This is a genomic window from Brevibacterium sp. SIMBA_078, from assembly GCF_046534565.1.
Classification (GTDB): domain Bacteria; phylum Actinomycetota; class Actinomycetes; order Actinomycetales; family Brevibacteriaceae; genus Brevibacterium.
In genome coordinates this window covers 662,774-687,085 of the sequence record NZ_JAWRYQ010000001.1, presented here as the reverse complement: position 1 = coordinate 687,085, position 24,312 = coordinate 662,774, and the positions used below count along the sequence as shown (strand labels likewise).

Here is a 24,312-nt window from a genome sequence, read left to right as displayed (position 1 = left end):
CTGTCGCCCGAAAGGATGAAAGAAGTCTGGCCCTCGGCCGATGGTCAGTGGCCGCCGGTTTCGAGAGGGTGGAGGCATAAGAAATCTCCCCCGTTTCACTCGGTCGCCCATGACCACAGCAACCCAGCCGGCCCCTAACCTGCCCGGACCCGGTTCCGTCGAGCCGCCTCGGCGCTATCATCGTCAGTTCGCCGGCTTCTTTCTCTGGGCACTCTTCGCCCTCGGCGTCGACGGTGACTTCAACACATGGTGGGAACGCCTCATCGACATGAACACGACCACGGGCGTCCTCTTCGGACTCGTCAACGTCATCCTCATGTGGCCGGCCGCCGAGCTCGCGACCCTATGCATCTACCGGCGCTCTTTCTCCTCGATGATCTCGCTCCGCGGCGGCATGCGATGGGCTCGGCTCGGACGGTATCTGCTGGTCGGTGCGGCCGTATGGGTGGTCTGCGCGATCGTCATGGTCGCCTTCTCCGACGGGGCGATGGGCAACCTGACCTCGGGAATCGTGTGGAACAGCCAAGTGCTCGCCATGCTCATCGCAATCATCCTCCTCGTTTCGTTCCAGGCGACGGCCGAGGAGATCGTCTTCCGCGGCCTGGCCATGAACATCATCGGCTCATGGCTGCGCCACCCCGCGTGGGCCGTGTTCATCCCCGTGCCGATCTTCGTCGTCGGCCACGTCTACGACCTGCCGGGACTCATCGACGTCGGCATCTTCGCCGTCATCGTCGGCACCCTGACCATCATCACCGGCGGTCTCGAGGCCGGAATGGCCTTCCACATCGTCAACAACGTCTTCGCGTTCGGTTTGGGCGTGCTCGCCGGTGCCGACCTCAATGCGACGAGCGCCCCCACGGTCGAGGTCGTCATGTCGATCGCGGCTCCGATCGTCTTCGGCATCATCGTCGTCCTCGATCATCTCCGCCGAGGTGGATCGATCTTTCGCCGAGGCGGCCCGACCGACCGTGAACCGATGCGTCCCCGCGGGGACAGCCCAGAGAACGAGGAAACCGCGGTGGACAGCGATGTGAATGCCGACACCGAAACGAAAGCGAACCTGTCATGAGCTACTACAGCGAGCTCGCCCAGAACCTGCGCAAGCGCGGGTGTGAAGAAGACCAGGTCCTCACCGTCCTCCACGAGGTCAAATACAGGGCCGAGGCGGCGGGGACGACACCCGACGCCGAGTTCGGCACCCCCGAAGAGGAAGCCTCAAAACACAGCGGGAAGCGCGCACGGTCCGCGGGCCAGGCGACGCTCAACGTGTTCGGATTCGAGGGCGTGTGCTGAGTGGTCGTCTACGCCATCTGGCCGGGACTGTTCGACTTCACAAACCCTGTGCTGTCGAACTTCGCCGGCATGATCGCGCTCCTCGTCCTGCTCGTCATCGGCGCCTTCGTCGCAGGCTTCATCGACTCTCGTCTGCCGAGGGGGTTCGAGGCTCCGCGGTCAGAAGCCGATCGATGAGCTCATCTGCAGTGATGCCCTCGGCCCGCGCGGCGGCGTTGATGCGATCGAGCGTCGAAGGCGACAGGGCCGGCGCCGGTTGGGACGACGGCTGAGATGACGACGGTTGAGTCGACCGGGCTGATGTCTCGCCGGCGCGGTCGGCGCCCGCAGGCTTCGACCCGGCCCTGAGCAGCAGCGAGGTCAGCGGCACGATGACGACTCCGAGTGCGGCGAGGATCCATATGATGCCGTTGAGGCGGGTCAGCCACTCGAGTTCCCACGCTGATTCCACCCAGATCGTGACGAGAACCAGGCTCGTGCCGAGAGCAAGCAGTCCGAGCGTGATCGGCAGCCCGATCCGCACCACCCGAGACCGGGGCACCAGCAGCAGAATGAGCGAACTGACCGAAGCGACGGCGGTGACGAGCACGATCGACGCGAGCACCTGGTAGAGGATGTCGCCGATGGTCTGGCCGGTGGAGCCGGGGACGGGGTCGTCCCACATGTACGGATCGCCCCAGACGAACAGAATGCTCAACAGCAGGGTGATGAACGCCAGCAGTACCGTGACACTGCCGAACCATTGGGCCCGGCGGCCGATGAGACTCGCCCCGCAGAAGGCGGCGACGCTGCAGGCGCCGGTCACCGCCGTCGTGGCGATGACCTGGAACGTCGGTTCGGACTCGATATCGCCGAGCATGACGATGATCCCGCCGATCGCCGCCACGCTGAAGGCCACGACGATGATGACGGCGATCGTGCGCCGCAGGTCCCGGACGAACCGGGACTGCTCTCGCGCCGCGGGTTCCGGCGCCGGCGTCGAGGGGTCAGATGGCGTCGATGGGGATGAGTGAGTCACTGTTTCTGCACCTTTCGGAGGGGATTTCAGACAGCAGGGATCCCTGATCGATTATGTCATCGATCCGCGGACCCTCACTCCATGGGTAGCGACGCGGTGACCTCGAACCCGCCAGCACTTGTCGGCCCCACCCGCAGGCTTCCGCCCAAGGCTTCTACGCGTTCGCGCATCCCCTTGATGCCGAAACCTCCGCCGAGGTGGCCGTGCCCACCCGCATCCGTCCCACCGTCGGGCTCCCCGTTGAGCACGGAGATCTCAAGCCGGGAGCCGATGGCCGTGACGGTGACCGTGACCGGGGCGCCGGCGGCATGCCGCAGCGAATTCGACAGGCTCTCCTGCACCACGCGGAACGCGGTGAGGCTCGTCGTCGGCGGCAGCGCGAGAGGTTCGGCGGGGAAGTCGAGATCGACGGCCGCGCCGGAGCCGCGTGTGACATCGACGAGGCCGGGAATGTCGTCGACGGTCGGCTGCGGCGCCAGGTCGGCATCCCGGCCGCCGCGGAGGATGGCGAGGAGTCCGCGCATCTCCGTCAGCGCCTGGCGAGCCGATCCCGCCATCGAATCGAACTCGCCGAGGCTGCGCTCATCGAGTCCGGGCAGCCGGTACTTCGCCGTCGTCGCCTGCACACTGATGACCGACATGCTGTGCGCGACGACATCATGGAGTTCCTGAGCGATCCGGTTGCGCTCTTCGAGTTCCTGCCGCTTCGCCAGCTCTGCGGCACTGAGCTCGCGTTCGGACTCGAGCTGCCGGCGACCCTTGATGAGGAGGTTGCCGATCACGCCGATGACTCCGGCACCGGCGGCGACGGCTGCGGTGGTGATCACGTTCGACAGGGCCCCGGGAAGCTCGCCGGCATGCGGCAGGAACAGGGCGAGCGCGCCGATGAGCTCACTTCCTGCCCACAGAGCGACGAGGTGGATCCAACGGTGACGCAGACCGATGATGAGGTGGAGGAACACGAGAGCCAACAGCGAAGTGACCGTGAACGGTCGGACTGCTCCCGAGATGTCCGCGGTGAGCAGAATGCCTGCCAGCTGAGCGATGAGGCCGAGGCCGATCGCCGGGATCGGCCAGCGCACGGCAAGCAGGAGCGCGGCGCTGAGGCTGAACGCAAGAATCATCGCGAAGACCGTCGGGACGCCGTAGAGGACGGTGGTCACCGGCCAGGCGACTGCGACGAGCACGACCCCGACGAATGCTGCGATGAGCCAGAACCACCCTTGGCTCCCGGCGATGGTCGACAGTGCAGACGACTGCGCCGGATGAGCCGACCGCTCTGAGCGAGTCGCCTGCGCGGAGACAGCTGCCCCATCAGTCGACCCGGCAGCGCGGATCGAGACGATCTCGAGCAGTGCCATGGCGTGGAGGACGAAGGGGAACGTCAGCAGCAGGATGATCCCGACGATGAACTGGAAGGTCGCCTCGGCGGCGAACCCGAGGTCGGTGACCGGGGAGTTCGTCACCCACGCGACGACCCAGTCGACGGTGTTTCCGCCTCCGTCCGGCACGAACGCGCCCCAGAAGAAGTGCGTGATCCCGCCCAGACCGCCGGCGACCCAGGCCAGCGAGACGGAGAACGTGAAGAGCCGGATCGGCAGGGCGAACACGGTTTCGAAGAGCAGATCCAACCACGCACGGGCATCGGACAGCGGAGCCAACCACCAGCGGAGTCCGCGTCCACGGGGACGGGGAGCCGCCTCGGCGATGGGGGCACCCCACTCGCGGGCACGGGCCCGGGAGAGGTTGCCGAACGCGCGGGCGACGGTCAGCGTCAGCGGCAGGAGGAGCACACCGACCCAGACGATGACCGTGGCGATCGAGACGGAGAACAGAGTGATGAGCACTGGAAACGCGATGAGCGAGATGAGCAGGCTCGGGGCGACGAGAATGGAATCGCGGCCGAGATTGCGCCACAGCCGGGCCCACCACGAACGCGGTGCGCTCGCGGCCGGAGAATCGGCGGCCGCCTGGGCGTTCGGGTCGATCTGCGGAGGCTCTGCTGGGCGGGGCACGTCTCCAGCGTACGTGTCGGAGGGTGCGGGGGAGGCGAGATCGGGGGAGTGGTTCACAGCGTGATTCCTTCCTGTGCTGTGTGCGGAGCCGTCTGAGCGGTGTCGACTGCGGTGTCAGCGCGGGCGGTCCTGCGAGATTCGAGGACCTTCGGGTGGAAGCGCGAGAGCATCCACACTCCGCCGATGCCGATGGCTGCGGAGACGAGCAGACCGATGACAGCCGGTGGCGTCAGTCCGGTGTATTCGCCGAAGAACGCGGCACCGATGATGACGGCGACGATCGGGTCGATGACGGTGAGGCCGGCCAGAACCGTCTCGGCGGGGCCGCAGGCGTACGCGGTCTGAACGAGCCAGAATCCCGCCGCCGAGGCCAAGCCGACCGCGCCCAGCAGCGCCCACCAACGCAGACCGAACGTATCGAGTCCGGGCAGTCCCGACATGACGACTGATCGGGCGAGGACATGCGTGGCCGCGGCGACCGTGCCGAAGACGATCCCGGTCATGACGACCCGGGGAATGTGGCCCGCGGAGCTGAACGAGAACAGCCCCGCGAAGACGGTGAGGGCTGCGAGCACGGCGAGCAGCCAGGTCACCGACTGCGTGTTCACGGAGATCTCGTGGGCGAACCTCGCCGAGGTGGCCACGAAGGAGAAGATCCCGAAGAGCGTGACCGCGATGCTGATGAGCAGCGGAGCACCGAGGCGGAGCCCGAAGTACCGCCGGCCGATGAGGACGGCGAAGACGAGAGAGACCGCGCCGATGGGCTGGACGATGGCAACCGGGCCGAGTCCGAGCGCGATGACGTTGAGCACCGTGACCAGCCCCATGAGGCCGAGCCCGGTTGCCCAAGTGGCGCGACGGCGCAGACCCGGAGCCATGGTGGCCACGGCATGCTGCTGGAAGTGGGTGCCCAGGGCCAGGCAGAACGCTGCTGCGGTGGCGAGGATGACGGCGGTGATGATCATGGCTCGAACATTAGGGAGCCGGTAGGCGCCGGCACATCATACGCAGGAGTGAAATAGGCGCCGCGCGTATCACCCATGAGGATGAGATTCGGTCGAAACCGGGCCCGAGGGGCGGATTCTCGGGGATTGAGCGGGTTCTGCGACCCCGGCGTCCGGTAGGTTTGGACCATGCCGGGAATTGAGGACGCGCGGAACGGGGACGGGGGAGCCGCCTCGGCGAGTGTGCCGCCTCCGTCGGAGACGACGATCAGGGTCGCCATCGTCGACGATCAGGCGATGGTGCGGCAGGGATTCGGGGCGCTGCTCGACGCGCAGTCGGACATGCAGGTCGTAGGCAGTGCCGATGACGGATCCGCCGTCGTCGACCTCGTCCGCCGCACGAGCCCCGACGTCATCCTCATGGACATCCGGATGCCGACGCTCAACGGGCTCGACGCCACCCGAGCGATCTTCAACATGCCCGGAGACCACCCGCGGGTCATCATGCTCACCACGTTCGACGCCGACGAATACGTGTTCTCCGCACTCCGGGCCGGTGCCAGCGGATTCCTCCTCAAAGACGCCACAGCCGAAGATATGATCACCGCGGTCCGGGTGGTTGCCGGCGGGGAATCGCTGCTCGCGCCCTCGGTGACCCGCCGGCTCATCGCCGAATACGTCGCCGGGCCCACCGTGGCCAAGGACACCGCGGTGCTCGGACAGCTCACCGACCGGGAGATCGACGTGATGACCCTGGTGGCGAAGGGGCACGCCAACGCCGAGGTGGCCGAACAGCTCTACCTCGCCGAACAGACCGTGAAGACCCACGTCTCGAGGATCCTGTCGAAACTGGGGCTGCGCGACCGCACCCAGATCGTCGTCGCCGCCTACGAATCAGGGTTGGTCGTCGCCGGGAACTGAGCGGCACGGGCGTGCGCCTGCCGGGTGGCGTGTGCGGGGGACGCCGGCCCGCTGACTACTTGCGGGCGAAGCCGGCGCCGAGGTCCTTGACGATGGTCTCCGCCGATCCGTCCTGGGCGCTGCGGTAGCCGGTTCCGGCCCACAGGTGCAGGCCGTGCGGGTCATCGGCCTTCTTCGCCGCGGCGCGGAACTCCTTCGTCAGATGGTGCACTGCCGGGTAGGCGTCGACGGCGATCGAGTCGAACGTCCGCACGAAGTCATTGACCAGCGCACGTGCGGGGCGTCCGGTGAATGCCCTGGTCAGCTGGGTGTTCGTGAACTCGTCGGAGGCCAGTGCGGCTCGATGAGCGGGTGCCGTTCCTGCCTCGTCCGAGCGCAGCAGAAGGGTGCCGACGACGACTGAGCTCGCCCCCGCGCCGAGGAGCTCACCCACCATGGCCTCACCGTCGACTCCGCCTCCCGCCGCCACGGGCAGGTCCACCTCGGCGAGGATGTCACGGACGAGATCGACGGTCGCGCGGTCCTCGATGGTCCGTGTCGGATCGGCCGTACCGGAATGTCCGCCGGCGCGCGGACCCTGGACGATGAGCCCGTCGACACCGACTTCGGCAGCCGCACGAGCCTCGGCAACCGAGGTCACCGTGGCGACGACCTGAGTGCCGACGGCGTGGAGGCGGTCGACCGCCTCGGCGGTGGGTAGATTGAACGTCATCGAGACCAGGGGGACGGGGTGCTCGGTGAGCCAGTCGAGCTTGTCGTCGAAGTGGTCGTCATCCTCGACCGGTTCGGGATCGAGCGTGATCCCGCGGGCGGCTGCGGCCGGTTCGAGCGCACTGACGAAGTCGTCGAAGGCCTCGCGATCGACGGGGACGGGGTTCGGAGCGAAGAGGTTGACGCCGAAGTTCGAGGTCGTCTCACGCATCCGTGTGATCAGAGGAGAGAGGGCCTCGGTGGTGAGATAACCGCCCGCGACGAAAGGGAATCCGCCGGCCCGGGCGACGGCCTCGGTGAGTTCGGGCGTCGTCGTCCCACCGGCCATGGGCGCACCGATGATGGGCAGCGAGGTCTTAGCGAAGGCGATCGTCATGGTTCTCTCCTTTGATCGGCGGACCCGGGCTCGGCGTCTGTCGCCGAGCGAGGCGGCCGCGTGGTCGGCGTGCTCATCGCCATTCTCACATGGCCGGGCGCGGCGAGTATGAGGTGATCGGTCGACGGTATCCCTCGGAAGTATCGGTCGGCGGGGGAGAGGTGGGCTCTCCGGCGTGATGTGCCGAGGCAGATGCGGTTCCTAACTTCGGTGTCATCGCACCGATTCCCTGTGATCGGCACTGAACGACTCTGACAAGGAGCTGCCATGACACTCATGCTCAACGACCCTGCCCCGCCCGTCGACACCGAGGTCGGACGAACCCCCGAGAGCGCGGTCGCCCCGCCCGCCGAACTTCGGACTCGCGAACCCCAAACCGTCGCCGCACCCCACCGTGACCAGGCCATCGACCTCATCCGATTCGGCTGCCTCATCGTCGTGGTCATCCTCCACTCGATGATGAGCGCGGCCGTGCTCGGACCCGACGGCACAGTGGCTCCGACGGTCGCGCTGTCGACGACCGCCGGATTCGCCGCAGCGTCCTGGTTCTTCCAGATCATGCCCCTGTTCTTCATCATCGGCGGATACGCGGGCATCACCGGATGGAGGCGCACCCGTGCCCGAGGCGGAACCTGGACCGACTATCTGCGTGCCCGACTGCGCCGCCTCGCCGTACCCACCGCGGTCCTCGTCGTCATCGCCGGGATCGGACTGTCCGCGGCCGCTGACATAGGCGTTTCCTCCGAACTCATCGTCGAGGCGAGCCGCCGCATCGGCCAACCGCTATGGTTCCTCGGCCTGTCCTCACTGGTGCCGGTAGCGGTCCATTTCCATGAAAGAGCGCCGAGGCGGTCCCTGGCAGTCCTCGCCGGTGCCGTCATCGCCGTCGACGTTCTCTCCGGAACGACAGGGATTGCCGGCCTCGGCTATCTCAACTTCGTCGTCGTCTGGCCGCTGATCCAACAGCTCGGGTTCTTCTTCGCCGATGCCTCCGACCGCCCGATCAGCCGTCCCGTGGTGTGGACGGCGCTGGTGGCCGCGCTGGGTCTCCTCGGCGGACTCGTGGCAGCCGGGGTGTACAGCCCGAACATGCTCGTCAACCTCAATCCGCCGACCGGCGCCCTCGTCCTGCTCGGCGTCGCACAGCTCTGCGTGCTGCGGCTGGTCCATGCCCGGCTGAATCGGGCGCTCCACGTCGATCGGCTGTCCGCAGAGTCGACGACGGTTCCAGGAGAAGCCCCCGCCGAGGCGGCCCCCACCTCCCGAATCCTGACCGCCCAGCTCTGGGAGCGGGTCATCGCCTGGGGCAATACCTACGGAATGCAGGTCTACCTGTGGCATATGAGCGTCGTCATCGTCCTCATCGGAGCTCTCGGATGGCTGGCGCAGACAGTCGTCGGCTTCCCGACGGGGATTCTGCTCGACCTGCCGACCGGCACCGTCGCCGAGTTCATCCTTCCCGAGATCGAGTCGGGATGGTGGTGGGCGACGCGTCTGCCGTGGCTGCTTGCAGTGATGGGTCTCTCCGCGCTGGTCGCCATGGCGGCGGAGCGGATCCCGTTCCCCTCCGAACGGCGACTTGCTGCAGTCGGTCGCGGCCTCTCAGCGCTCGTCCGTGCTGTCCTTCCGCAGGGGTTCCCGGTACAGTCATTCAGCCGGCGGGTGCGCGCCATCGTCGCTGTCGGAGCGGCCACGATGGGCATTGCGGTCGCCCTCCTCGTCGGAATCGCGCCGATGATCTGGACGGTCGTGGCGGCCGGCCTGCTGATGGGTTCGCTCATCCTGTCGGCCGGGCTCACTCCACTGTGGCAGCCAGCTGGTCGGTGACAGTGCCCCAGCCGTCGAAGAACCCGAGCTCCTCGTGCCGGGCGCGCTGCTCCGGGCTGCCGTGCCGCACGATGGCGCGGTAGTCGGTGCCGTCGGGATGGTCGCCGAGGATGATCTCGGTGGTCATGGCCACCGGGTCCGGCAGCGACGGGTGCCAGGAGCTGCTGACGGCGTTGGTGAAGACGAGGCGGCTGCCTTCCTCGATGACGAGGAACACCGCATCGACATGCGGATGCCATTCGGTGCCGTCCTCGCTCATCCGGGTGACGAAGGCGCCGCCCGGAGCGAGTTCGAGCGAATCCACGCGCAGGCTCAGCGGTGCCGGGATCCACCATTGGGCCAGCTGGTCCGGCGTGGTCCAAGCGTCCCAGATGGCCTGCTTCGGGGCGCGGATGATCCGCTGGATGCTGAGGTCGAGGTCCGGATTCTGATTTCGTGTGCGAGAGAGCTGAGTGGTCATGATTCCTCCTTGGTGGGGGTGGGCACGTCGGAGTCCACGGATCCCGTGGTGACGAACTGTTCGAGCCGGTCGGTGGCGCGTTCCCAGATGCGCCGCTGTTCTTCGAGCCAATGCGAGAGCAGATGGAACCGATCCTGGTTGAGCGCACAGGTGCGTACGCGCCCGGACTTCTCGGTCCGGATGAGGCCGCACGATTCGAGGCTGCGCACATGTTTCATGAACGACGGCAGCGAGATCGACAACGGCTCGGCAAGCTCTCCGACGCTGGCCGGTCCCTGCCCGAGACGCGCGATCACGCTGCGGCGAGTGGGGTCGGCCAATGCCGAGCATATGGCATCGAGCTCATCCGAATACTTAACCATGAGGCTAAGTATTACGCTCTGAGGCGGCAAAGGGGAAGAGGAGGACGAGAAAAATCGAGTCGAACGAGACGAAAAATGACAGTCCTCGGCGACATATGACGTGTCGTGACAGTGCGCGTCACCGGGCACGCACGAACAGGATTCGGCCACTCACACTGAAGCTCACCGCAGATGCAGCGGTGCCCATCAGTGAAGGAAGGATCCGCCGTGAGTTCACCCCGTCTCGAACCCACCCCACCCGCCGGAATCTCGACCCGATCGGTGCACTCGGGAGCCATGCCCGAGGCACACACCGGTTCGGTCGTGGCTCCGATCTTCCAGACCTCCACCTTCATGATGGACACTCCGGGAGAGACCCGCGCCGGCTTCGACTACGCGCGCACGGGCACGCCGAACCGCAGCGACCTCGAACAGGCTCTGTGCGAATTGGAGGGCGCGTCGTTCGCCGCGGCCGTCAACTCGGGAACCTCGGCCGAGGTGGCCGTGTTCTCCGCGCTGCTGCGTCCCGGTGACGAGGTCATCCTGCCCCGCGACGTCTACGGCGGGACCTTCCGGCTCCTGCAGAACGAGTACGTGCGCTGGGGCGTGGTCATCCGCACCGTCGACCTCACCGACCCCGCGGCGCTGGACGCCGCCATCAATGAGAACACCGCGATCATCTGGGTCGAGACCCCGAGCAACCCCGGGCTCGACATCATCGATATCGCCGAGGCGGCCCTCCTCGCCCACCGAGCGAACGCGCTTCTGGCCGTGGACTCGACCTTCGCGACCCCGGTGCTCCAGCGTCCGCTGGAGCTCGGGGCCGATATCGTCGTGCACTCGACGACGAAGTTCATCAACGGCCACTCCGATGTCATCGGCGGGGCGGTCCTCACCGGTGACGGGACGAGCTGTCCCCGCGCCGCCGAGGTGGTCGACCGTATTGAGAGCCACCTCGCTTCCGTGGGGCTGGGCATCTCCCCGTTCGACGCGTGGCTGACCAGGCGTGGGATCAAGACCCTTCCGGTGCGGATGAAGGCGCACTGTGCCAACGCGCAGGCGGTGGCCGAATGGCTCGAGACCCGCGACGAGGTGGCCGAAGTGATCTACCCGGGGCTGCCCTCGCACCCGGGGCACGAGGTGGCGAAGCGGCAGATGAGCGGGTTCGGAGGAGTGGTGTCCCTGCGCACCGACACCGAGGAGCGGGCACTGTCCCTGGTGGCGAACACGAAGCTCGTCACTCTGGCCGAATCGCTCGGAGGAGTCGAGTCCCTCATCGACCATCCGGCGACGATGACGCACCTGTCCGTGGCCGGCAGCGAGGTCAGCGTCTCCGGCAGGTTCATCCGCCTGTCCGTCGGGATCGAAGACGTCGAAGACATCGTCGCCGACCTTGCGCAGGCGCTCGACGCCACGTCCGGTGATGCGGGCACGAGTGTTGCCGATAGTGCAGCACATGCCGCTCCTGCGGGGCAGCAGCTCGTCTCGTCTCCAGCGGCTGTGGTCTCCGTATAGCCGACGGCATCACGCACCGGGAGCGACATTTCCCCCCGATGCTTCGGCATCCCTCACCCCAAGTGGCACACCACACCGATGCAACGAGGTGGTGTGCCACGAAAGGTGAGGGGTGCGCGGAAAGGTCGCGGACAACGGCGCGACTGGTACGCGGATGGAGTTCCAGCGTCCACCTGGAGCTGCAGTGTCCGCGGTCACAGGGTGTCGGGAAAACCCGACGTGGGGTCGGAGGTCTTCGTGCTGTTCGCGAGTCCGCGGCTCCCGTAGCGTTATTGCTATGAGTGAGAAGACCCCCGAGAACCCGCAGGATCAGGAGCCTCTCGGCCCCGATCCGCAGGAGACTCACACCCCCGAGGCGGATCCCGCTGCGAGCGAGCGCGAAGAGTCAATCAGCGCCGAAGCGATCGTCAATGCACCGCCGACCACCGAAGTCGACGCAGCAGCGGTCGACGAACCGACCGCTCGCGAAGCAGGAGAGTTCCGGACGAAACCCGTCGACCTCGACGTACCGTTCGCGACGGGCTCGACCCGAGTGATGGGAGCCGGTGACCCGGCCCAGCGCCCGGAATACCCGCCGATGAACCCCACGAGGCCGGTCACCTACACTCACCCGACGGCTCCTGCGCAGGCTGGTCCTCGCACCCATCCCTCGGCTCAGGCCGCACCATCCGGGTACGCGCCCTCAAACAACGCGAACTACCCCACCCCGCCCGGCCACGCCCCTCAACCCGGACAGCGCCCAGCACCACAACCCGGCCCGCAGTTCGGTCGGCCCGCACCACATGCGCAGCCCGCACCGAACGCGCAGCCCATGCCGACGGCACAGCCGATGCCACGCCCGCGGCCGCCTCGGCGGATGAAGCCGCCACGCGAACCCGTCGCCTACGCACCGGTCACCGGTTCACTGCCGCTGAGCCGGGACGAGGCCACCGAGATCCCCGCCGACGGACCCATCACCTGGCCCAAACGCCCCACCGGAATCATCGGCGTGGCGAACCTCGTGCTCTCCGCCGTCCTCGCCCTGATCTGGGCGTGGATCCCGCTGGGACTGCTGTTCACCGGAATCGGCGGCATCTTCGCCCTCGGCCTCGGCGTCCTCGCCCTCCTCGTCTGGGTCCTCGTCCAGCAGGGTGCGAACAACGCCGAACGCTACCGGGCCGAACTCATCTATTCCGATAAGATCCCCGTCCCGAAGATCGAAAGCAGCAATCGCGATCCCGGCATGGGCCGCTTCCTCCACAACCGCTGGCTGCAGGTGAAATCCGGTGCCTTCTGGCGCTCGACCGCTCACCACTACATCAAGATGCTCCTCGGTCTGATCGTCGTCGCCGGCACCGTCGCCGCAATCTGCGGATCCATCTTCGGCATTTTCGCGGCCATCAACCCTCACGGAGTCAATACCTTCTTCATCGGCGAATCCATCGACGGACCGGCCCGCATCGGTGTGGCCATCGGCGCCGTCATCGTCCTCGCCAGCTCCCTGGCCATCCTGTGGTTCGCCCCGCTGCTCGACCGCGCCCTCGACCGGGCGCTGCTCGCCCCGGCCCGCACCGTGGCGCTGCAGGCCGAAGTCACGGAACTCGATCGGGCCCGGATGGCCGGCCTCGAGGCGGCAGCCGCGGAACGTCTGCGCATCGAACGCGACCTCCACGACGGAGCCCAGCCCCGCCTCGTCGCCCTGACCATGACCCTGGGCATGGCGAAGTCCAAGATCGACTCCGATCCGGAGAAGGCGAAGGAACTCGTGGCCGAAGCCCATACCGAAGCCAAGGGCATCGTCAATGAACTCCGCCAGTTGGCCCGCGGAATCCACCCCGCCGTCCTCACCGACCGCGGACTCGACGCCGCGGTCTCCGCCCTGGCCGGACGGTCGACGATTCCCGTCGACGTCGATGTCCGCCTCGAAGGCCGGATCGGTCGCGAAGCCGAGGCAGTATCCTACTTCGTCGTCGCCGAATGCCTGACGAACATCGCCAAGCACTCCGGCGCCACTCGCGCCAGCGTGTTCATCGCCCCGATCGAGACCGGTGTGCAGATCGTCGTCACCGACAACGGCCACGGCTGTGCACGCGTCGACCGCACCGGGCGTCACACCGGGATCGCCGGTCTCATCGACCGGGTCGAAGCCGCTCGTGGCACACTGAACCTGACCAGCCCCGCAGGTGGGCCAACGACTGTAGTTGTGGAGGTGCCATGCGCATCGTAATCGCTGAAGACTCTGCCGTCCTGCGGGCCGGACTCGAAAGGCTGCTCGCCGACGCCGGACACGAAGTCATAGCCGCCGTGCCCGACGCCAACGAACTCCTCGCCGTCGTCCACAACGATCCGCCGGACCTCGCCGTCATCGACGTGCGCATGCCCCCGACGTTCACCGATGAGGGCATCCGCGCCGCCGTCCTCATCCGCAAGCAGAACCCGGACGTCAAGGTCCTCGTGTTCAGCCAGTACGTGGAGGAGCAGTACGCATCCGAACTCATCGCCGAGAACACCGGCGGCTTCGGCTACCTGCTCAAGGACCGTGTCGCCGACGTCGACGACTTCCTCACCGCCGTTGATGAGGTCGCCGGCGGCGGCACCGTCCTCGACCCGGAGGTCGTGTCCCAGATCCTCGTGCGCACGCGCAAGAAGGACGGGCTCTCGACCCTGAGCCCCCGCGAACTCGAAGTCCTCCAGCTCATGGCAGAGGGCAAGTCCAATGCCGCGATCGCCCGCACTCTGTACCTCAGTGCCGGTGCCGTAGAGAAGCACATCTCCTCGGTGTTCACGAAGTTCGGTCTCACCGCCGACACTTCGGAGAACCGTCGAGTCCTCGCCGTCCTCACATTCCTCGGAGCATAGAATGCCTGCCACAGTGCGCATCAGCGAATCCGCCCGCGTCGGTCTGCGCGCGGTCCTGATCATCCTCGCCGCCGTCGTCCTCCTCGTCCCCGTCATCGTCAGCACCGCCCAGGGTGCTTCCCGCCTCGACTACGGGCGGATCGAATCGTCCGAACCGCTGCCGACGGCGATGAAGGAACTCAAGATCGGCCTCGACTCCGGTGGTGCCGTCGACATCAAGACCGCCGACGTCGCCGAGGCGACCGTGAAGCTCACCGGCACCGGTCCCCGTGACAGCTCCGCGAACCTTGAGGTCGACAGTCGAGCCGATACCGCCGAGGTGGCCGTGAAGAACGGCGGGAAACTCGAGAACACCCGGCTGACCGTCACCATCCCGACCAGTGAGGCGAAAGACCTCGCCCTGGACTTCGACGGCAACTACGGCCGGTTCGATGTCACCGGTGACTTCGCCGAGATCAACGCCGACACCGGCGGTGGAACTGCGAACGTGACCGGTTCGGCCGAGAAGGTGCGGACCACGAGCGATTGGGGTGCCACCTACCTGGACGGTGACTTCGGGACGGTGTCGGCCAAGACCGGGGTCGGTGCCATCGAAGGCGAGAACCTCAGCGTCAGCGACCGCATCGACGTGGTCAGTTCGACGGGAACGGTCGATCTCGACTTCACCAATCAGGCGATGCCCGTCGGCGGAATCATCGCGAAGACAGAAGAAGGTTCGATCGACATGCGGGTGCCGAATCTCAAGCTCACCTCAGAGGAGCTGGATGAGGACTTCTTCTACCGGATCAACGCGAAGTCCAATGACGGCACCGTCGACCTCGCCTCCGATCTGGAGAAGTACGATGTGGCGGATGACCCGAAGGAAGCCAAAGGCAAGATCCTCGTTCCGGTCTCGGCCACAGCCGATACTGGTACCGTCACAGTCAACCAGAACTGAGAAACGACCGGCGCACGGGCGGCCTCGACTGCGGGTCCGCCCGTGCGGCGTCTGAAGGGTCGACGATCATGCAGATCACCGTCTTTGGAGCCACTGGAACCTTCGGCAGGCAGTTGGTGCCCCAGCTGCGCGAACGCGGACACACTGTCATCGCCGCTCATCGCGGAAGCGGAGTCGACACGGTGACCGGTCAGGGAGTCGCCGAGGCGGCCGAAGGCAGCGACGTCCTCGTCGACTGCGTCAACCAGCTGACGACGAATGCGCGCAAAGCCATCGATTTCTTCTCTCGCAGCTCCCGTTCGATCGCCGAGGCGGCCGCCGAACAGCCCGGCACCTCCGTGGCCGTCCTGTCGATCGCGTTCCGCCCCGAGGCCGCAGAGTCGCGGATAATGGGCTACTACCAGGGCAAAGCCATGCAGGAGCGTATCTATCGCAGGCTCGTCCCGGACGAGCAGCTGCTGATGTTTCGGTCCGCTCAGTGGTTCGAACTCGTCGACACGATGACGGTCAAGGCCGGGCCGCTGCGTTTCGTGCCGAAGATGCGCGTGCAGGCCTTGGCCGTCACCGAGGCGGCCCGCATGATGGCCGAAGCCATCGACGCACGCGAACGCGGCACCATCGAGGTCGCCGGTCCTGAGATCAGCGATTTCGCTGAGATCGCCCGCAGGCTTGCCGCGGCACGTGCCCGGAAAGCCGGGACCAGGCGTTCGAAGATCGTCGGCATTCCCCTGCCCGGGCCGATGGCCCGCGACGGACTCATCCCACCGTCACCGAGGATGTCCGATAAGACCGTCGACGAATGGCTGCGCTCGGTGTGAGTCCCAGATGAGGCGCTGAGTCCCGGGCGAAGCGCTGACCCGGTTCCCAGCGCCACGCCCCGATCTCGGGGAACGGCGTATCATCCGTTCCGGAGGTTGTCATGGATTGGATGGAATACGGGCTCAACTGGGTCGACGCGGTCAGGATCGTCGTCTCATGCGTGGCCTTCTACTTCGGGATCATTCTGCTCTTGCGCATCTTCGGCCAGCGCACGCTGGCGAGCCTGTCGAGCTTCGACGTCGCCGCGATCATCGCGATGGGAGCGATCATCGGGCGGTCCATCCTCGGCGATACCCCGACCCTGGCCGCGGGCATCCTGGGTATGGCGACCCTGCTGATCCTGCAGGCGCTCAGCGGATTCGGCCGACGCTTCGGATTCGTGCGCAGCGTCGTCAACTCCCCGGCGGTGGTGCTCATGGCCGGTCGCGAGATCCTCGCGGACAATCTGTCGAAGAGCCACGTCGACCACGACGAACTCATCGCCAAACTGAGGTCGGCCGGCATCCGCAACCGTGATGAGGTGGCGTGCGTGATCCTCGAATCGACCGGTCAGATCAGCGTCATCCGACGCGGCGCACCCATCGCCGAGGAGATGCTCACCGGGGTCGTCGGCGCCGACCGAGTGCCCCGCGACGGCTGAGACTCAGTCGAGCCCGAGCACCTTCGCGCCGTTGGTCCACAGCACCGAGCGCATCCAGTCATCGCCGAGGCCCAGGGCGGCAAGGCCTGCGATCTGGTCGACGTAGGGGTAGGGAATGTTCGGGAAGTCCGAGCCGAGGATGACCTTGCCCTCAAGCTTGGCCAGGCGTTCGCGGTAGGCGGGGGTCACCTCGGCGGGGGTGGAGAAATACCCGGACGCGAACATCGTCGTATCGAGATAGACGTTGTCGAATCTCTCTGCGAGATCGGCGAACTCGTCGTACTCGGGCATGCCCATATGGGCGATGACGAACGTCAGCTGCGGGAACTTGGCCAGGACGTTCGCCACCGCCTGCGGCCCGGTGTACGTGCCCGGCAGGGGAGCGGATCCGGCGTGGATGACGATCGGCACTCGGGCTTCTTCGAGCGCCTTCCACGCGGGGCCGAGGACCTCATCGTCGGGGGAGAACACACCGACCTGGACGTGGACCTTGAACAGCTTCGCACCGGCGGCAATCGCGGCCGGGACGTAGTCGGCTGATTCGGGTTCGGCATAGAGGGTGCCGCAGTGGATGACGTCGTCGTGGGCGCCGGCGAACTCCGCATTCCATTCGTTGAGCCACGCGGCCATTCCGGGTTTGTGCGGGTAAGTCAGGGCCGGGATCGCGCGCAGGCCGAGCTCGCGGACGATATCCAGGCGGGTGTCCGTGTCGTACCGGTAGGTGATCGGCCAGTCGCGGCCGTAGTTGTCCGCGGCATTGTCGAAGTACTCCCACACCTTGTCGAGCACGTTCTGCGGAAGGAAGTGGACGTGGATGTCGGCGAGGCCCGGCAGGCCGAGGGCGCGGACGTAGTCGGGGACATCGGCATCAGTGCGCGGAGGAGCGGTCATCGTCTCCGGGACCTCGAAAGTCCGACCGATCGTCGTCTCAGGGGCAGGGTTCGCGGTCGGGGGAGTGGGTGCGGACTGGGCTGCCGAGAGGGTCTGAGTCGCTGCGTCATCGGAGTCGTTCATGGCCCCACTCTATGACCTCGCCGCCCGGGACTTCACGGGTGGTCGGTCTTCAGCGCTCGCCCATGCCCGGCGCATAGACTGCCCGCATGAGCCTGCGCGATCCATTCACGATCCCCACTCCGTCCCAGGTCAGGCCCGTGGGTCAGGCGCCGTACTGGAATCCGGGGCAGACAGTGACCTGGACGTTCCGTCGATTCGACTTCGACCGCGACCTCGCCGAGGTGGCCCGACCGATGCGTGTCATCGCTGATGGGCCCGAGGGGTCTGTCCTGTGGTTGGCCGGGGGTACGCCGACGCAGGAGACCCGCATCGTCGGGTGGGAGGGCACGAACGCGCACGATGTGCCGTTGAAGGCCCGGTTCCGACCGCCGGCCGAGGCACCGACGAGGATCAATGTCGAGGGCTCGTGGCGGGGTCGCGGGGTGCTCAAGATCGTTCCGTCGCAGGTGCCGTTCTCCGTGTGGGTGCTGCTCAAAGATGCTGGGGACGGTGTCGATCGTCCGGAGTCCGGCGGCGTGCGGGTCGAGTGGTACATCAATCTTGAGTCCACGCACCGTCGCACCGATGATGCGCTGTTCACCAGCGATCACATCCTCGATATCACTTTCCCGATCGCGTCTATGCCCCTGCATGCCGAGGACGGTCGGCTCGATCCGACGGGCGCCGTGTTCAAAGACGTCGACGAGCTCGCCGCGGCGGCGAACTTCGGGGCGTGGCCGAGGGAGTGGTCGGAGATCATCCGGGACAATGGCAGCCACCTGCTCGACCACCTCGGCGATTTCGGTTGGGCCTTCGATCCCGACTGGGAGACGGCGGCTCGTGATCTGGTGGGGAGGGCTCGACTGGGTGCCGCCTCGGTGTCAGAAAAATCGTTCGATCAGGAACATCGGGCGATCCCGAATGGTTGTTATGACCGACAGCATCGGTGATCGTCGCGGATGCACCTGTCGCCCCAATGAAGCACACAAGCGAAGAATGATCTGCTGCTGAAAGGAACCGTCTCCATGACGACCAACCATCGGATTCGCCTGAACTCGCGCCCCGTGGGCGCTCCCACTGCAGAGAACTACCTGCTCGACGAGGTGCCTGTGCCGACCCCGGGCGAGGGGCAGGTGCTGCTGCGCACCCTCTATCTCTCGCTCGATCCGTACATGCGCGGGCGGATGTCGGACGCGAAGTCCTACGCCAAGCCCGTCGAGGTCGGCGATGTCATGGTCGGCGCCACTGTGTCCGAGGTCGTCGAATCCAATGCCGAGGGCTTCGCCGCCGGTGAGATCGTGCTCGGCTACGGCGGTTGGCAGGAGTATTCGGTCGAGTCGACCGGACACCTGCGCAAGATCGACCCGGAGATCGCACCGATCTCCACCCACCTCGGTGTGCTCGGCATGCCCGGGTTCACTGCGTACGCGGGACTGCTCGAGATCGGTCAGCCCAAGGCCGGCGAGACAGTGGCCGTGGCCGCTGCGACCGGTCCCGTCGGATCCGTCGTCGGACAGATCGCGAAGATCAAGGGAGCGACAGCCGTCGGCGTCGCCGGCGGCCCCGACAAGGTCGCTCACCTGCGTGAGCTCGGCTTCGACGTGGCACTTGACCACCGCACGGGGAACCTGCGGCAGGAGCTGAAGGAGGCGGTGCCGCAGGGCATCGACGTCTACTTTGAGAACGTCGGCGGGGAGGTCTTCGATGCTGTGCTGCCGCGGCTCAATACGTTCGCTCGCGTGCCCGTGTGCGGTCTCGTCGCCAACTACAACCTCACCTCGCTGCCCGAGGGGCCGGACCGTTCGGGAGCGCTCATGGGCAACATCCTGTCGAAGTCGCTGCTCGTGCGCGGATTCATCCAGACTGAGTTCGCCGAGCGTCTGACCCCGCAGTTCCTCGAGGACATGAGCGGCTGGCTCAAGGAGGGCAAGGTCCGTTTCCGCGAGGACATCCGTCCCGGTCTCGACAAGGCTCCCGAGTACTTCAACGATCTGCTCACCGGCGGAAACTTCGGCAAGATGGTCGTCGCCGTGGGCGCCGAGAGCTGAGGCTTCCGATTAGTCACTGAATCGGAAACGAGGAGGCGGCGTCGGCCAGTTCTGGTCGTCGCCGCCTCTTTCGCCGTTGACGGCCGTATCGCCGGTTCAGTCAGGCAGGTATTCGTCGGTATCGCTCACACAAAGTGACCGAACACCTCGGCGGGATCGAGGCCGAAGCTCAGCGCCAGGTTGAGCGCGATGCGGGCCTTGCGAGCGTCGAGGATTCCGGCGGAGATGAGCCCGGAATCAAGCAGGCCGATCTCGCCGCCGGGATAGCCGTAGGTGCGGTGCAAGCTCGCACCCGAACCGGTACGTGAGGCCAGCACCACGGGCAACGTCTCGGCCAGTCGGGACACGGCGGGCAGCAGCTCTTCGGGGACGTGACCGCCGCCGACTCCGGAGAGGACGGCTCCGGCGAACCCGGACCCGGCGATGAGATCAAGGGTCTCTGCCGGTTCGCCCATCCCCACCTCGGCGAGGGCAATCTTGCTCAGCTGAGACGGACGGGGAAGTCCGGCGAACGGGGATTTCGGAGCCTGCGGCACGTGGGGGAGGTGGAGGTCGTCCTCGCTCAACCAGCCGATCGCGCCGAGGACGGGACCGGAGGAGAACGCGGCCGTCGAGGTGGTGTGCGACTTCGTTACGAACCTCGGATCGTGGACTTCGTCGTTGAAGACCAATGACGCCGGCAGATCGCTGACCTTGTCGGACAGAGCAGTGAGCGCGGCAGAACGGACGTTGGCCGGTCCGTCGGCGCCGGGCAAGGTCGGGTTGCGCATGGCCCCGGTGGCAGAGATATGGGTGTCCGAGTCATTGAGCAGCCAGAGCCCGAACGCGGACTCCTCGAGGGTGTCGGTGCCTTGGGTGAGGACGATGCCGTCGGCCTCGGTTGAGCGGGCGAGCTCGACGACATCGAAGAGCATCTCGAGGGTGACATTGGCGCTCGAGACCTGAGCGACCTGAGTGAAATCGGCCTGCAGATCCGGCCACACCTGGTCGAGACCCGCGGCCGCAGCGATCTCTGCCCCACTGAGTGCTGGAGCAACCCCACCTGATGCATTGGCGGTCGACGCGATGGTCCCGCCGAGAGCGGCCAAGAGCAGGTGAGGGGCGGTACGGGGTGAGGTCTCAGGCATGATTCGAGTCTATCGTCATCTCCCGCGTCAGTGGCCTTTGCTAGTCTCCACGCATGGACCCCGCCACCGTGCTCCGCCTGTCCCACGACCAAGCCATGCAGTACCCTTCGGTCGAGCGCGACCACCCGTTCGGACCGGACAATGCCGTGTACAAAGTGCGCGGGAGGATGTTCATGATGGCCTTCGAGCTGCGCGGGATCCCCAGCCTCAACCTCAAAATCGATCCCCTCGATGGCGAGGTGCTGCGAGACGCCTATACGGAGATCTCACCCGGCTATCACATGAACAAGAAGCACTGGATCACCGTCGCCGGGGAGGGGGTCGGCGCTGGAGACGGTGATGGGTCGGATGCGGCTGGCGATCGCCTCGACCCCGACCTACTCCACGACCTCGTGCTCGAGTCCTATTGTCTCGTCGTTGCCAAAATGTCCAAGAAGGACCGGCCGGTCGACCCTGAAACTTTCGGTGGGCGTGGGGATGACTGAAGACGTTCGGGAAGTGGCCGCGACCAGGCCGCCGTTGCGCCGTCACCAGGTTGAAGCCCTCTCGACTCTGCATGACGGTACCGCGGCCGATGAACGTCGGTCGTGGATCGTCCTGCCGCCAGGGGCGGGAAAGACCCGCGTCGGGATCGACTATGCGACACACCTGCTCGATCACAATCTCATCGAACGAATCGTGGCCTTCGGCCCGAATACGGCGATTCAAGGTCAATGGGCCAAGGAATGGAACCGCCTCGGCGAGGGGCGTCATCCCGCCGGAGGCACACGTGAACTCACCCAGACCTTCACCGCCCTGACCTACCAGTCCCTGGCCGTCTTCGACTCGGACCGAGAGACCGTCGACCGCGAAGAAAGCACGGGCAACACTGACCGGGACTGCGAAGGCCATGCAGACGACGCCGTTGCCTCCGAACCAGGCGGCAGCCTGCTCGACTCCCTGGCACCCGGCGGCCGGGCGCTCGTCGACAACCTCGTCGCAGCCGGTCCGACGCTGCTCATCCTCGACGAATGCCATCACCTGCTCGAGGTCTGGGGTCGGCTGCTGGCCGACCTGTTGGCCCTGCTGCCGGACGTGTGGGTGCTCGGGCTCACGGCCACCCCGCCGGCGACGATGTCGACCCGGCAACGCGAACTCGTCTCCGACCTCTTCACCTCCATCCGCTATTCCGCGTCCATTCCGGCGCTCGTCAAAGAAGGCGACCTCGTGCCCTTCGCGGATCTCGTCTGGGTGACCGAACCCACCCGAGAGGAACAGGACTGGCTGGCGGCACAAGCCGAACGGCACACAGAGTTCATCACCGGCGTTCTCGACCCCGGCCAGGGCACGATCGGGCTGCTCGAATGGGTGGATCGACGGTTCCTCGGCGACCGTGCCGAATCGGTGGATTGGCAGACCATGAGCCGGCAGCGTCCCGAACTCTGCGATGCGGCCCTGCGCCTCCACCACGCTGGTCTGCTGCACCTGCCGCCCGGAGCCCGACCCGGCGAACAGCACCGTCGCGACCCCGACCCGGACGACTGGGCCCGCCTCATCGAAGATTGGATGCGCCACCACCTGCTCGCCTCCGATGCCGCGTCCGACCAGGAACTCGCCGAGGCGATCCGCCGTCGACTGCCCGCGATCGGATACCGCTGGTCCCGCCACGGAATCGCCGCCGGACGGTCGCCGGTCGACCGTGTCCTCTCCCACTCGGCGGCGAAGCCGCGAGCCTGCGTCGACGTTGTCTCCGCCGAGGCCGCCACTCTGGGCGACCACCTGCGGATGCTCGTCCTCTGTGACTTCGAATCCGCCACCGCGACCCTCTCCGCCGATGTCCGCACCGTCCTCAATGAACGCTCCGGTTCGGCCCTGCTCGTCCTCGAAACACTGCTCGCCGACCCCCGGACCGCGCGCCTGTGCCCGCTCCTCGTGTCCGGGCGCACGGTCGCCGGACCCCCGCACATCCTGACCGAATTGCGCGAGCACATCGCGACCGACGACGAAGAACTGGCCGCCCGGCTGGAAGTCACCGACCCTGAGTCCGGGGTCAGCCGCCTCGACGGGAGCTGGACCAGCCGCGATTGGGTGCCGTACGTGACCGCCTTCTTCACCTCTGGGTCCGCGCAGGTGCTCATCGGCACCCGGGCGCTGCTCGGCGAAGGCTGGGACGCACCGGCCGTGACCGGACTCATCGATCTCACGAGCGCGACCACCCCGACCGCCGTGACCCAGACCCGCGGTCGGGCGCTGCGCGAAGACCCGGACTGGACGGACAAGGTGGCCTTGAACTGGACAGTCGTCTGCATCAGCCCGGATCACCCGCGCGGGGGCCAGGACTGGAACCGGCTCGTGCGCAAACACGACGGATTCTTCGGCGCCGATGCCGAAGGTGAGATCGTCGACGGCGTCGCTCACATCGACCCCGCGTTCTCCGCTTTCTACCCGCCCGAGGACGATATCGACGCCATCAATGCCCGGATGACCATTCGCTCCCAGTCTCGCGCCGAGGTGGCCGAACGGTGGAATGTCGGCGCAGACTACCGCGACGAAGAGCTGCGTTCGGTGCGCATCGTCGCCGCCGACCCCGACCAGGCCGTGCTCGGTTCCGAACTGGCAGAAGCCGGCGCCGATCGCGGCGATAACGCCTCCGTTTCCGACACCGCCGGAGACGATGAAGACCCCGATGGCATCATCCCGATGCCGCGGCACCGCGGCGGTGATCCCGGAAAGATTCTTCCCTTCTCGCTTCGCGCGCCGACAGTCATCGTCTGGGCGACGGTGGGTCTCCTCACAGCTGTGGCAGCCGTGCTGAGCGGCGGGGCCGCGATGTGGATCCTCGGCGTCATCGCCGTCGGGCTGCTGCTGAGCCTGCCGGTCGTCCTCGCCGTTGCCGGCGGTCGCCGGCAGCGCCTGTACGGGGCCTCCCCGGCCGTCGCGCAGATCGCCGGTGCCGTCGCCGAAGCGCTGCACACCGTCGGACTGATCAGCGTCGATGCCGACGCAGTGCGGATGGCAATCGACGCACGCGGTGACTTACGGTGCCACCTCGATGCGGATCCCGCCTCGGCGGAGGTCTTCGCGCTCGCTTTCGACGAAGCGGTGTCGCCCATAGGCGACCCGCGGTACCTGCTGCCGTGCTGGCGCCTGCCGAGTCGCGCCCACGGGGTGCGCAGCTGGTGGACGCGAATGAGGTGGGGGACCGGCACCGCGCAGAAGACCGACCCGATCTGGGTCGGTGTGCCCACCGTTCTGGGGACGAAGAAGGAACGTGCGGTGGCCATCGCCGCCGCGTGGGACACCTGGATCGGAGGAGGCGAACCGATCTACACCCGCAATCCCGACGGTGCCGGCCTCCTTGCGGCCGTGCGCGGAGGCGACCCCTGGGGGATGACCTCGGTGCTGCGGATGCGCTGGCGCTAGTTCACAATCTGGCCGGCTTCGGCTCGCGGAGCTGCCGACACCGTGGTGCGAATTGGCGCGCACCCGCCAAGGCACAGAGAATAG

The 24,312-nt window shown here is 66.7% G+C and carries 23 protein-coding genes; 15 read left to right on the top strand and 8 right to left on the bottom strand.

Going from position 1 to position 24,312, the window contains the following annotated elements:
- Positions 1-109 precede the first annotated feature (109 nt).
- From SB749_RS03085 to SB749_RS03075, 3 genes are read left to right on the top strand one after another with little or no spacing between them, the layout of a single operon-like run.
- Positions 110-1,072, top strand: a complete 963-nt coding sequence (locus SB749_RS03085; RefSeq protein WP_410708975.1) for a type II CAAX prenyl endopeptidase Rce1 family protein — start codon at positions 110-112, stop codon at positions 1,070-1,072.
- Positions 1,069-1,296 (top strand): hypothetical protein, encoded by a 228-nt coding sequence (locus SB749_RS03080; protein WP_410708974.1) that lies wholly within the window; start codon positions 1,069-1,071, stop codon positions 1,294-1,296. The genes SB749_RS03085 and SB749_RS03080 overlap by 4 nt, the downstream gene beginning before the upstream one ends.
- A complete protein-coding gene (locus SB749_RS03075) occupies positions 1,297-1,473 on the top strand; it encodes a hypothetical protein (RefSeq protein ID WP_410708973.1) in 177 nt (58 codons plus the stop codon).
- Here the strand turns inward: SB749_RS03075 and SB749_RS03070 are convergent.
- From SB749_RS03070 to SB749_RS03060, 3 genes are all read right to left on the bottom strand, one after another.
- Entirely contained in the window at positions 1,415-2,314 is a 900-nt protein-coding gene (locus SB749_RS03070) for a hypothetical protein (RefSeq protein WP_410708972.1), read from the bottom strand. The two genes, SB749_RS03075 and SB749_RS03070, sit on opposite strands and share 59 nt — an antisense overlap.
- 74 nt (positions 2,315-2,388) lie before the next feature.
- On the bottom strand, positions 2,389-4,386 hold the full coding sequence (locus SB749_RS03065; RefSeq protein WP_410708971.1) for a sensor histidine kinase: 1,998 nt from the start codon (positions 4,384-4,386) through the stop codon (positions 2,389-2,391).
- Complete coding sequence (locus tag SB749_RS03060; protein WP_410708970.1) at positions 4,383-5,294, bottom strand: hypothetical protein; 912 nt, start codon at positions 5,292-5,294, stop codon at positions 4,383-4,385. Before SB749_RS03060 ends, SB749_RS03065 begins: the two co-directional genes overlap by 4 nt.
- A 168-nt stretch (positions 5,295-5,462) precedes the next feature.
- Here SB749_RS03060 and SB749_RS03055 point away from each other — a divergent pair, with 168 nt between their 5' ends.
- Positions 5,463-6,194 (top strand): response regulator, encoded by a 732-nt coding sequence (locus SB749_RS03055; RefSeq protein WP_410708969.1) that lies wholly within the window; start codon positions 5,463-5,465, stop codon positions 6,192-6,194.
- A gap of 55 nt (positions 6,195-6,249) precedes the next feature.
- Here the strand turns inward: SB749_RS03055 and SB749_RS03050 are convergent, their stop codons facing one another.
- Positions 6,250-7,281, bottom strand: coding sequence for an NAD(P)H-dependent flavin oxidoreductase (locus SB749_RS03050; RefSeq protein ID WP_410708968.1), 1,032 nt, complete (start codon positions 7,279-7,281; stop codon positions 6,250-6,252).
- Between the two features lie 267 nt (positions 7,282-7,548).
- Between SB749_RS03050 and SB749_RS03045 the strand changes: the two genes are divergently transcribed.
- Positions 7,549-9,108, top strand: a complete 1,560-nt coding sequence (locus tag SB749_RS03045; protein WP_410708967.1) for an acyltransferase family protein — start codon at positions 7,549-7,551, stop codon at positions 9,106-9,108.
- On the opposite strand, the gene SB749_RS03040 is transcribed toward SB749_RS03045, so the two are convergent.
- Positions 9,077-9,568 (bottom strand): SRPBCC domain-containing protein, encoded by a 492-nt coding sequence (locus SB749_RS03040; RefSeq protein ID WP_410708966.1) that lies wholly within the window; start codon positions 9,566-9,568, stop codon positions 9,077-9,079. The genes SB749_RS03045 and SB749_RS03040 overlap by 32 nt on opposite strands.
- On the bottom strand, positions 9,565-9,930 hold the full coding sequence (locus SB749_RS03035; protein WP_410708965.1) for an ArsR/SmtB family transcription factor: 366 nt from the start codon (positions 9,928-9,930) through the stop codon (positions 9,565-9,567). Before SB749_RS03035 ends, SB749_RS03040 begins: the two co-directional genes overlap by 4 nt.
- A 207-nt stretch (positions 9,931-10,137) precedes the next feature.
- On the opposite strand from SB749_RS03035, the gene SB749_RS03030 reads away from it, so the two are divergent.
- The 6 genes from SB749_RS03030 (at position 10,138) to SB749_RS03005 (ending at position 16,658) form a co-directional block, all read left to right on the top strand.
- Positions 10,138-11,424 carry a trans-sulfuration enzyme family protein gene (locus tag SB749_RS03030; RefSeq protein WP_410708964.1) on the top strand — a complete coding sequence of 429 codons (1,287 nt, stop codon included), beginning with the start codon at positions 10,138-10,140 and terminating at the stop codon, positions 11,422-11,424.
- Positions 11,425-11,701: 277 nt separating this feature from the next.
- Positions 11,702-13,630: a histidine kinase gene (locus SB749_RS03025; RefSeq protein WP_410708963.1), complete on the top strand. Its 1,929-nt coding sequence runs from the start codon at positions 11,702-11,704 to the stop codon at positions 13,628-13,630.
- Positions 13,618-14,262 (top strand): response regulator transcription factor, encoded by a 645-nt coding sequence (locus tag SB749_RS03020; protein ID WP_025778887.1) that lies wholly within the window; start codon positions 13,618-13,620, stop codon positions 14,260-14,262. The genes SB749_RS03025 and SB749_RS03020 overlap by 13 nt, the downstream gene beginning before the upstream one ends.
- Position 14,263: 1 nt before the next feature.
- Positions 14,264-15,199 (top strand): hypothetical protein, encoded by a 936-nt coding sequence (locus SB749_RS03015; RefSeq protein ID WP_410708962.1) that lies wholly within the window; start codon positions 14,264-14,266, stop codon positions 15,197-15,199.
- Positions 15,200-15,267: 68 nt separating this feature from the next.
- On the top strand, positions 15,268-16,017 hold the full coding sequence (locus SB749_RS03010) for an SDR family oxidoreductase (protein WP_410708961.1): 750 nt from the start codon (positions 15,268-15,270) through the stop codon (positions 16,015-16,017).
- Between the two features lie 101 nt (positions 16,018-16,118).
- Positions 16,119-16,658, top strand: a complete 540-nt coding sequence (locus tag SB749_RS03005) for a DUF421 domain-containing protein (RefSeq protein ID WP_410708960.1) — start codon at positions 16,119-16,121, stop codon at positions 16,656-16,658.
- 3 nt (positions 16,659-16,661) lie between these two features.
- Here SB749_RS03005 and SB749_RS03000 read toward each other — a convergent pair whose 3' ends face one another.
- Positions 16,662-17,672 (bottom strand): amidohydrolase family protein, encoded by a 1,011-nt coding sequence (locus tag SB749_RS03000; RefSeq protein ID WP_410708959.1) that lies wholly within the window; start codon positions 17,670-17,672, stop codon positions 16,662-16,664.
- An 86-nt stretch (positions 17,673-17,758) separates the two neighbouring features.
- Between SB749_RS03000 and SB749_RS02995 the strand changes: the two genes are divergently transcribed.
- Both SB749_RS02995 and SB749_RS02990 read left to right on the top strand, forming a co-directional pair.
- Positions 17,759-18,601, top strand: a complete 843-nt coding sequence (locus SB749_RS02995; RefSeq protein ID WP_410708958.1) for a DUF402 domain-containing protein — start codon at positions 17,759-17,761, stop codon at positions 18,599-18,601.
- Between the two features lie 75 nt (positions 18,602-18,676).
- Positions 18,677-19,699 carry an NADP-dependent oxidoreductase gene (locus SB749_RS02990; protein WP_410708957.1) on the top strand — a complete coding sequence of 341 codons (1,023 nt, stop codon included), beginning with the start codon at positions 18,677-18,679 and terminating at the stop codon, positions 19,697-19,699.
- Between the two features lie 125 nt (positions 19,700-19,824).
- Here SB749_RS02990 and SB749_RS02985 read toward each other — a convergent pair whose 3' ends face one another.
- Positions 19,825-20,826 carry an asparaginase gene (locus SB749_RS02985; protein ID WP_410708956.1) on the bottom strand — a complete coding sequence of 334 codons (1,002 nt, stop codon included), beginning with the start codon at positions 20,824-20,826 and terminating at the stop codon, positions 19,825-19,827.
- A 53-nt stretch (positions 20,827-20,879) separates the two neighbouring features.
- Between SB749_RS02985 and SB749_RS02980 the strand changes: the two genes are divergently transcribed.
- Both SB749_RS02980 and SB749_RS02975 read left to right on the top strand, forming a co-directional pair.
- Entirely contained in the window at positions 20,880-21,311 is a 432-nt protein-coding gene (locus SB749_RS02980) for an MmcQ/YjbR family DNA-binding protein (RefSeq protein ID WP_410708955.1), read from the top strand.
- Positions 21,304-24,228, top strand: coding sequence for a DEAD/DEAH box helicase family protein (locus SB749_RS02975; protein ID WP_410708954.1), 2,925 nt, complete (start codon positions 21,304-21,306; stop codon positions 24,226-24,228). Before SB749_RS02980 ends, SB749_RS02975 begins: the two co-directional genes overlap by 8 nt.
- Positions 24,229-24,312 lie beyond the last annotated feature (84 nt).

Excerpts from the sequence above, each read along its gene's own strand:
- SB749_RS03085 (WP_410708975.1), top strand. The coding sequence starts at position 110 with ATGACCACAGCAACCCAGCCGGCCCCTAACCTGCCCGGACCCGGTTCC.
- SB749_RS03080 (WP_410708974.1), top strand. The coding sequence starts at position 1,069 with ATGAGCTACTACAGCGAGCTCGCCCAGAACCTGCGCAAGCGCGGGTGT.
- SB749_RS03060 (WP_410708970.1), bottom strand. The coding sequence starts at position 5,294 with ATGATCATCACCGCCGTCATCCTCGCCACCGCAGCAGCGTTCTGCCTG.
- SB749_RS03055 (WP_410708969.1), top strand. The coding sequence starts at position 5,463 with ATGCCGGGAATTGAGGACGCGCGGAACGGGGACGGGGGAGCCGCCTCG.
- SB749_RS03050 (WP_410708968.1), bottom strand. The coding sequence starts at position 7,281 with ATGACGATCGCCTTCGCTAAGACCTCGCTGCCCATCATCGGTGCGCCC.
- SB749_RS03045 (WP_410708967.1), top strand. The coding sequence starts at position 7,549 with ATGACACTCATGCTCAACGACCCTGCCCCGCCCGTCGACACCGAGGTC.
- SB749_RS03040 (WP_410708966.1), bottom strand. The coding sequence starts at position 9,568 with ATGACCACTCAGCTCTCTCGCACACGAAATCAGAATCCGGACCTCGAC.
- SB749_RS03035 (WP_410708965.1), bottom strand. The coding sequence starts at position 9,930 with ATGGTTAAGTATTCGGATGAGCTCGATGCCATATGCTCGGCATTGGCC.
- SB749_RS03025 (WP_410708963.1), top strand. The coding sequence starts at position 11,702 with ATGAGTGAGAAGACCCCCGAGAACCCGCAGGATCAGGAGCCTCTCGGC.
- SB749_RS03020 (WP_025778887.1), top strand. The coding sequence starts at position 13,618 with ATGCGCATCGTAATCGCTGAAGACTCTGCCGTCCTGCGGGCCGGACTC.
- SB749_RS03015 (WP_410708962.1), top strand. The coding sequence starts at position 14,264 with ATGCCTGCCACAGTGCGCATCAGCGAATCCGCCCGCGTCGGTCTGCGC.
- SB749_RS03010 (WP_410708961.1), top strand. The coding sequence starts at position 15,268 with ATGCAGATCACCGTCTTTGGAGCCACTGGAACCTTCGGCAGGCAGTTG.
- SB749_RS03005 (WP_410708960.1), top strand. The coding sequence starts at position 16,119 with ATGGATTGGATGGAATACGGGCTCAACTGGGTCGACGCGGTCAGGATC.
- SB749_RS03000 (WP_410708959.1), bottom strand. The coding sequence starts at position 17,672 with ATGAACGACTCCGATGACGCAGCGACTCAGACCCTCTCGGCAGCCCAG.
- SB749_RS02995 (WP_410708958.1), top strand. The coding sequence starts at position 17,759 with ATGAGCCTGCGCGATCCATTCACGATCCCCACTCCGTCCCAGGTCAGG.
- SB749_RS02990 (WP_410708957.1), top strand. The coding sequence starts at position 18,677 with ATGACGACCAACCATCGGATTCGCCTGAACTCGCGCCCCGTGGGCGCT.
- SB749_RS02985 (WP_410708956.1), bottom strand. The coding sequence starts at position 20,826 with ATGCCTGAGACCTCACCCCGTACCGCCCCTCACCTGCTCTTGGCCGCT.
- SB749_RS02980 (WP_410708955.1), top strand. The coding sequence starts at position 20,880 with ATGGACCCCGCCACCGTGCTCCGCCTGTCCCACGACCAAGCCATGCAG.
- SB749_RS02975 (WP_410708954.1), top strand. The coding sequence starts at position 21,304 with ATGACTGAAGACGTTCGGGAAGTGGCCGCGACCAGGCCGCCGTTGCGC.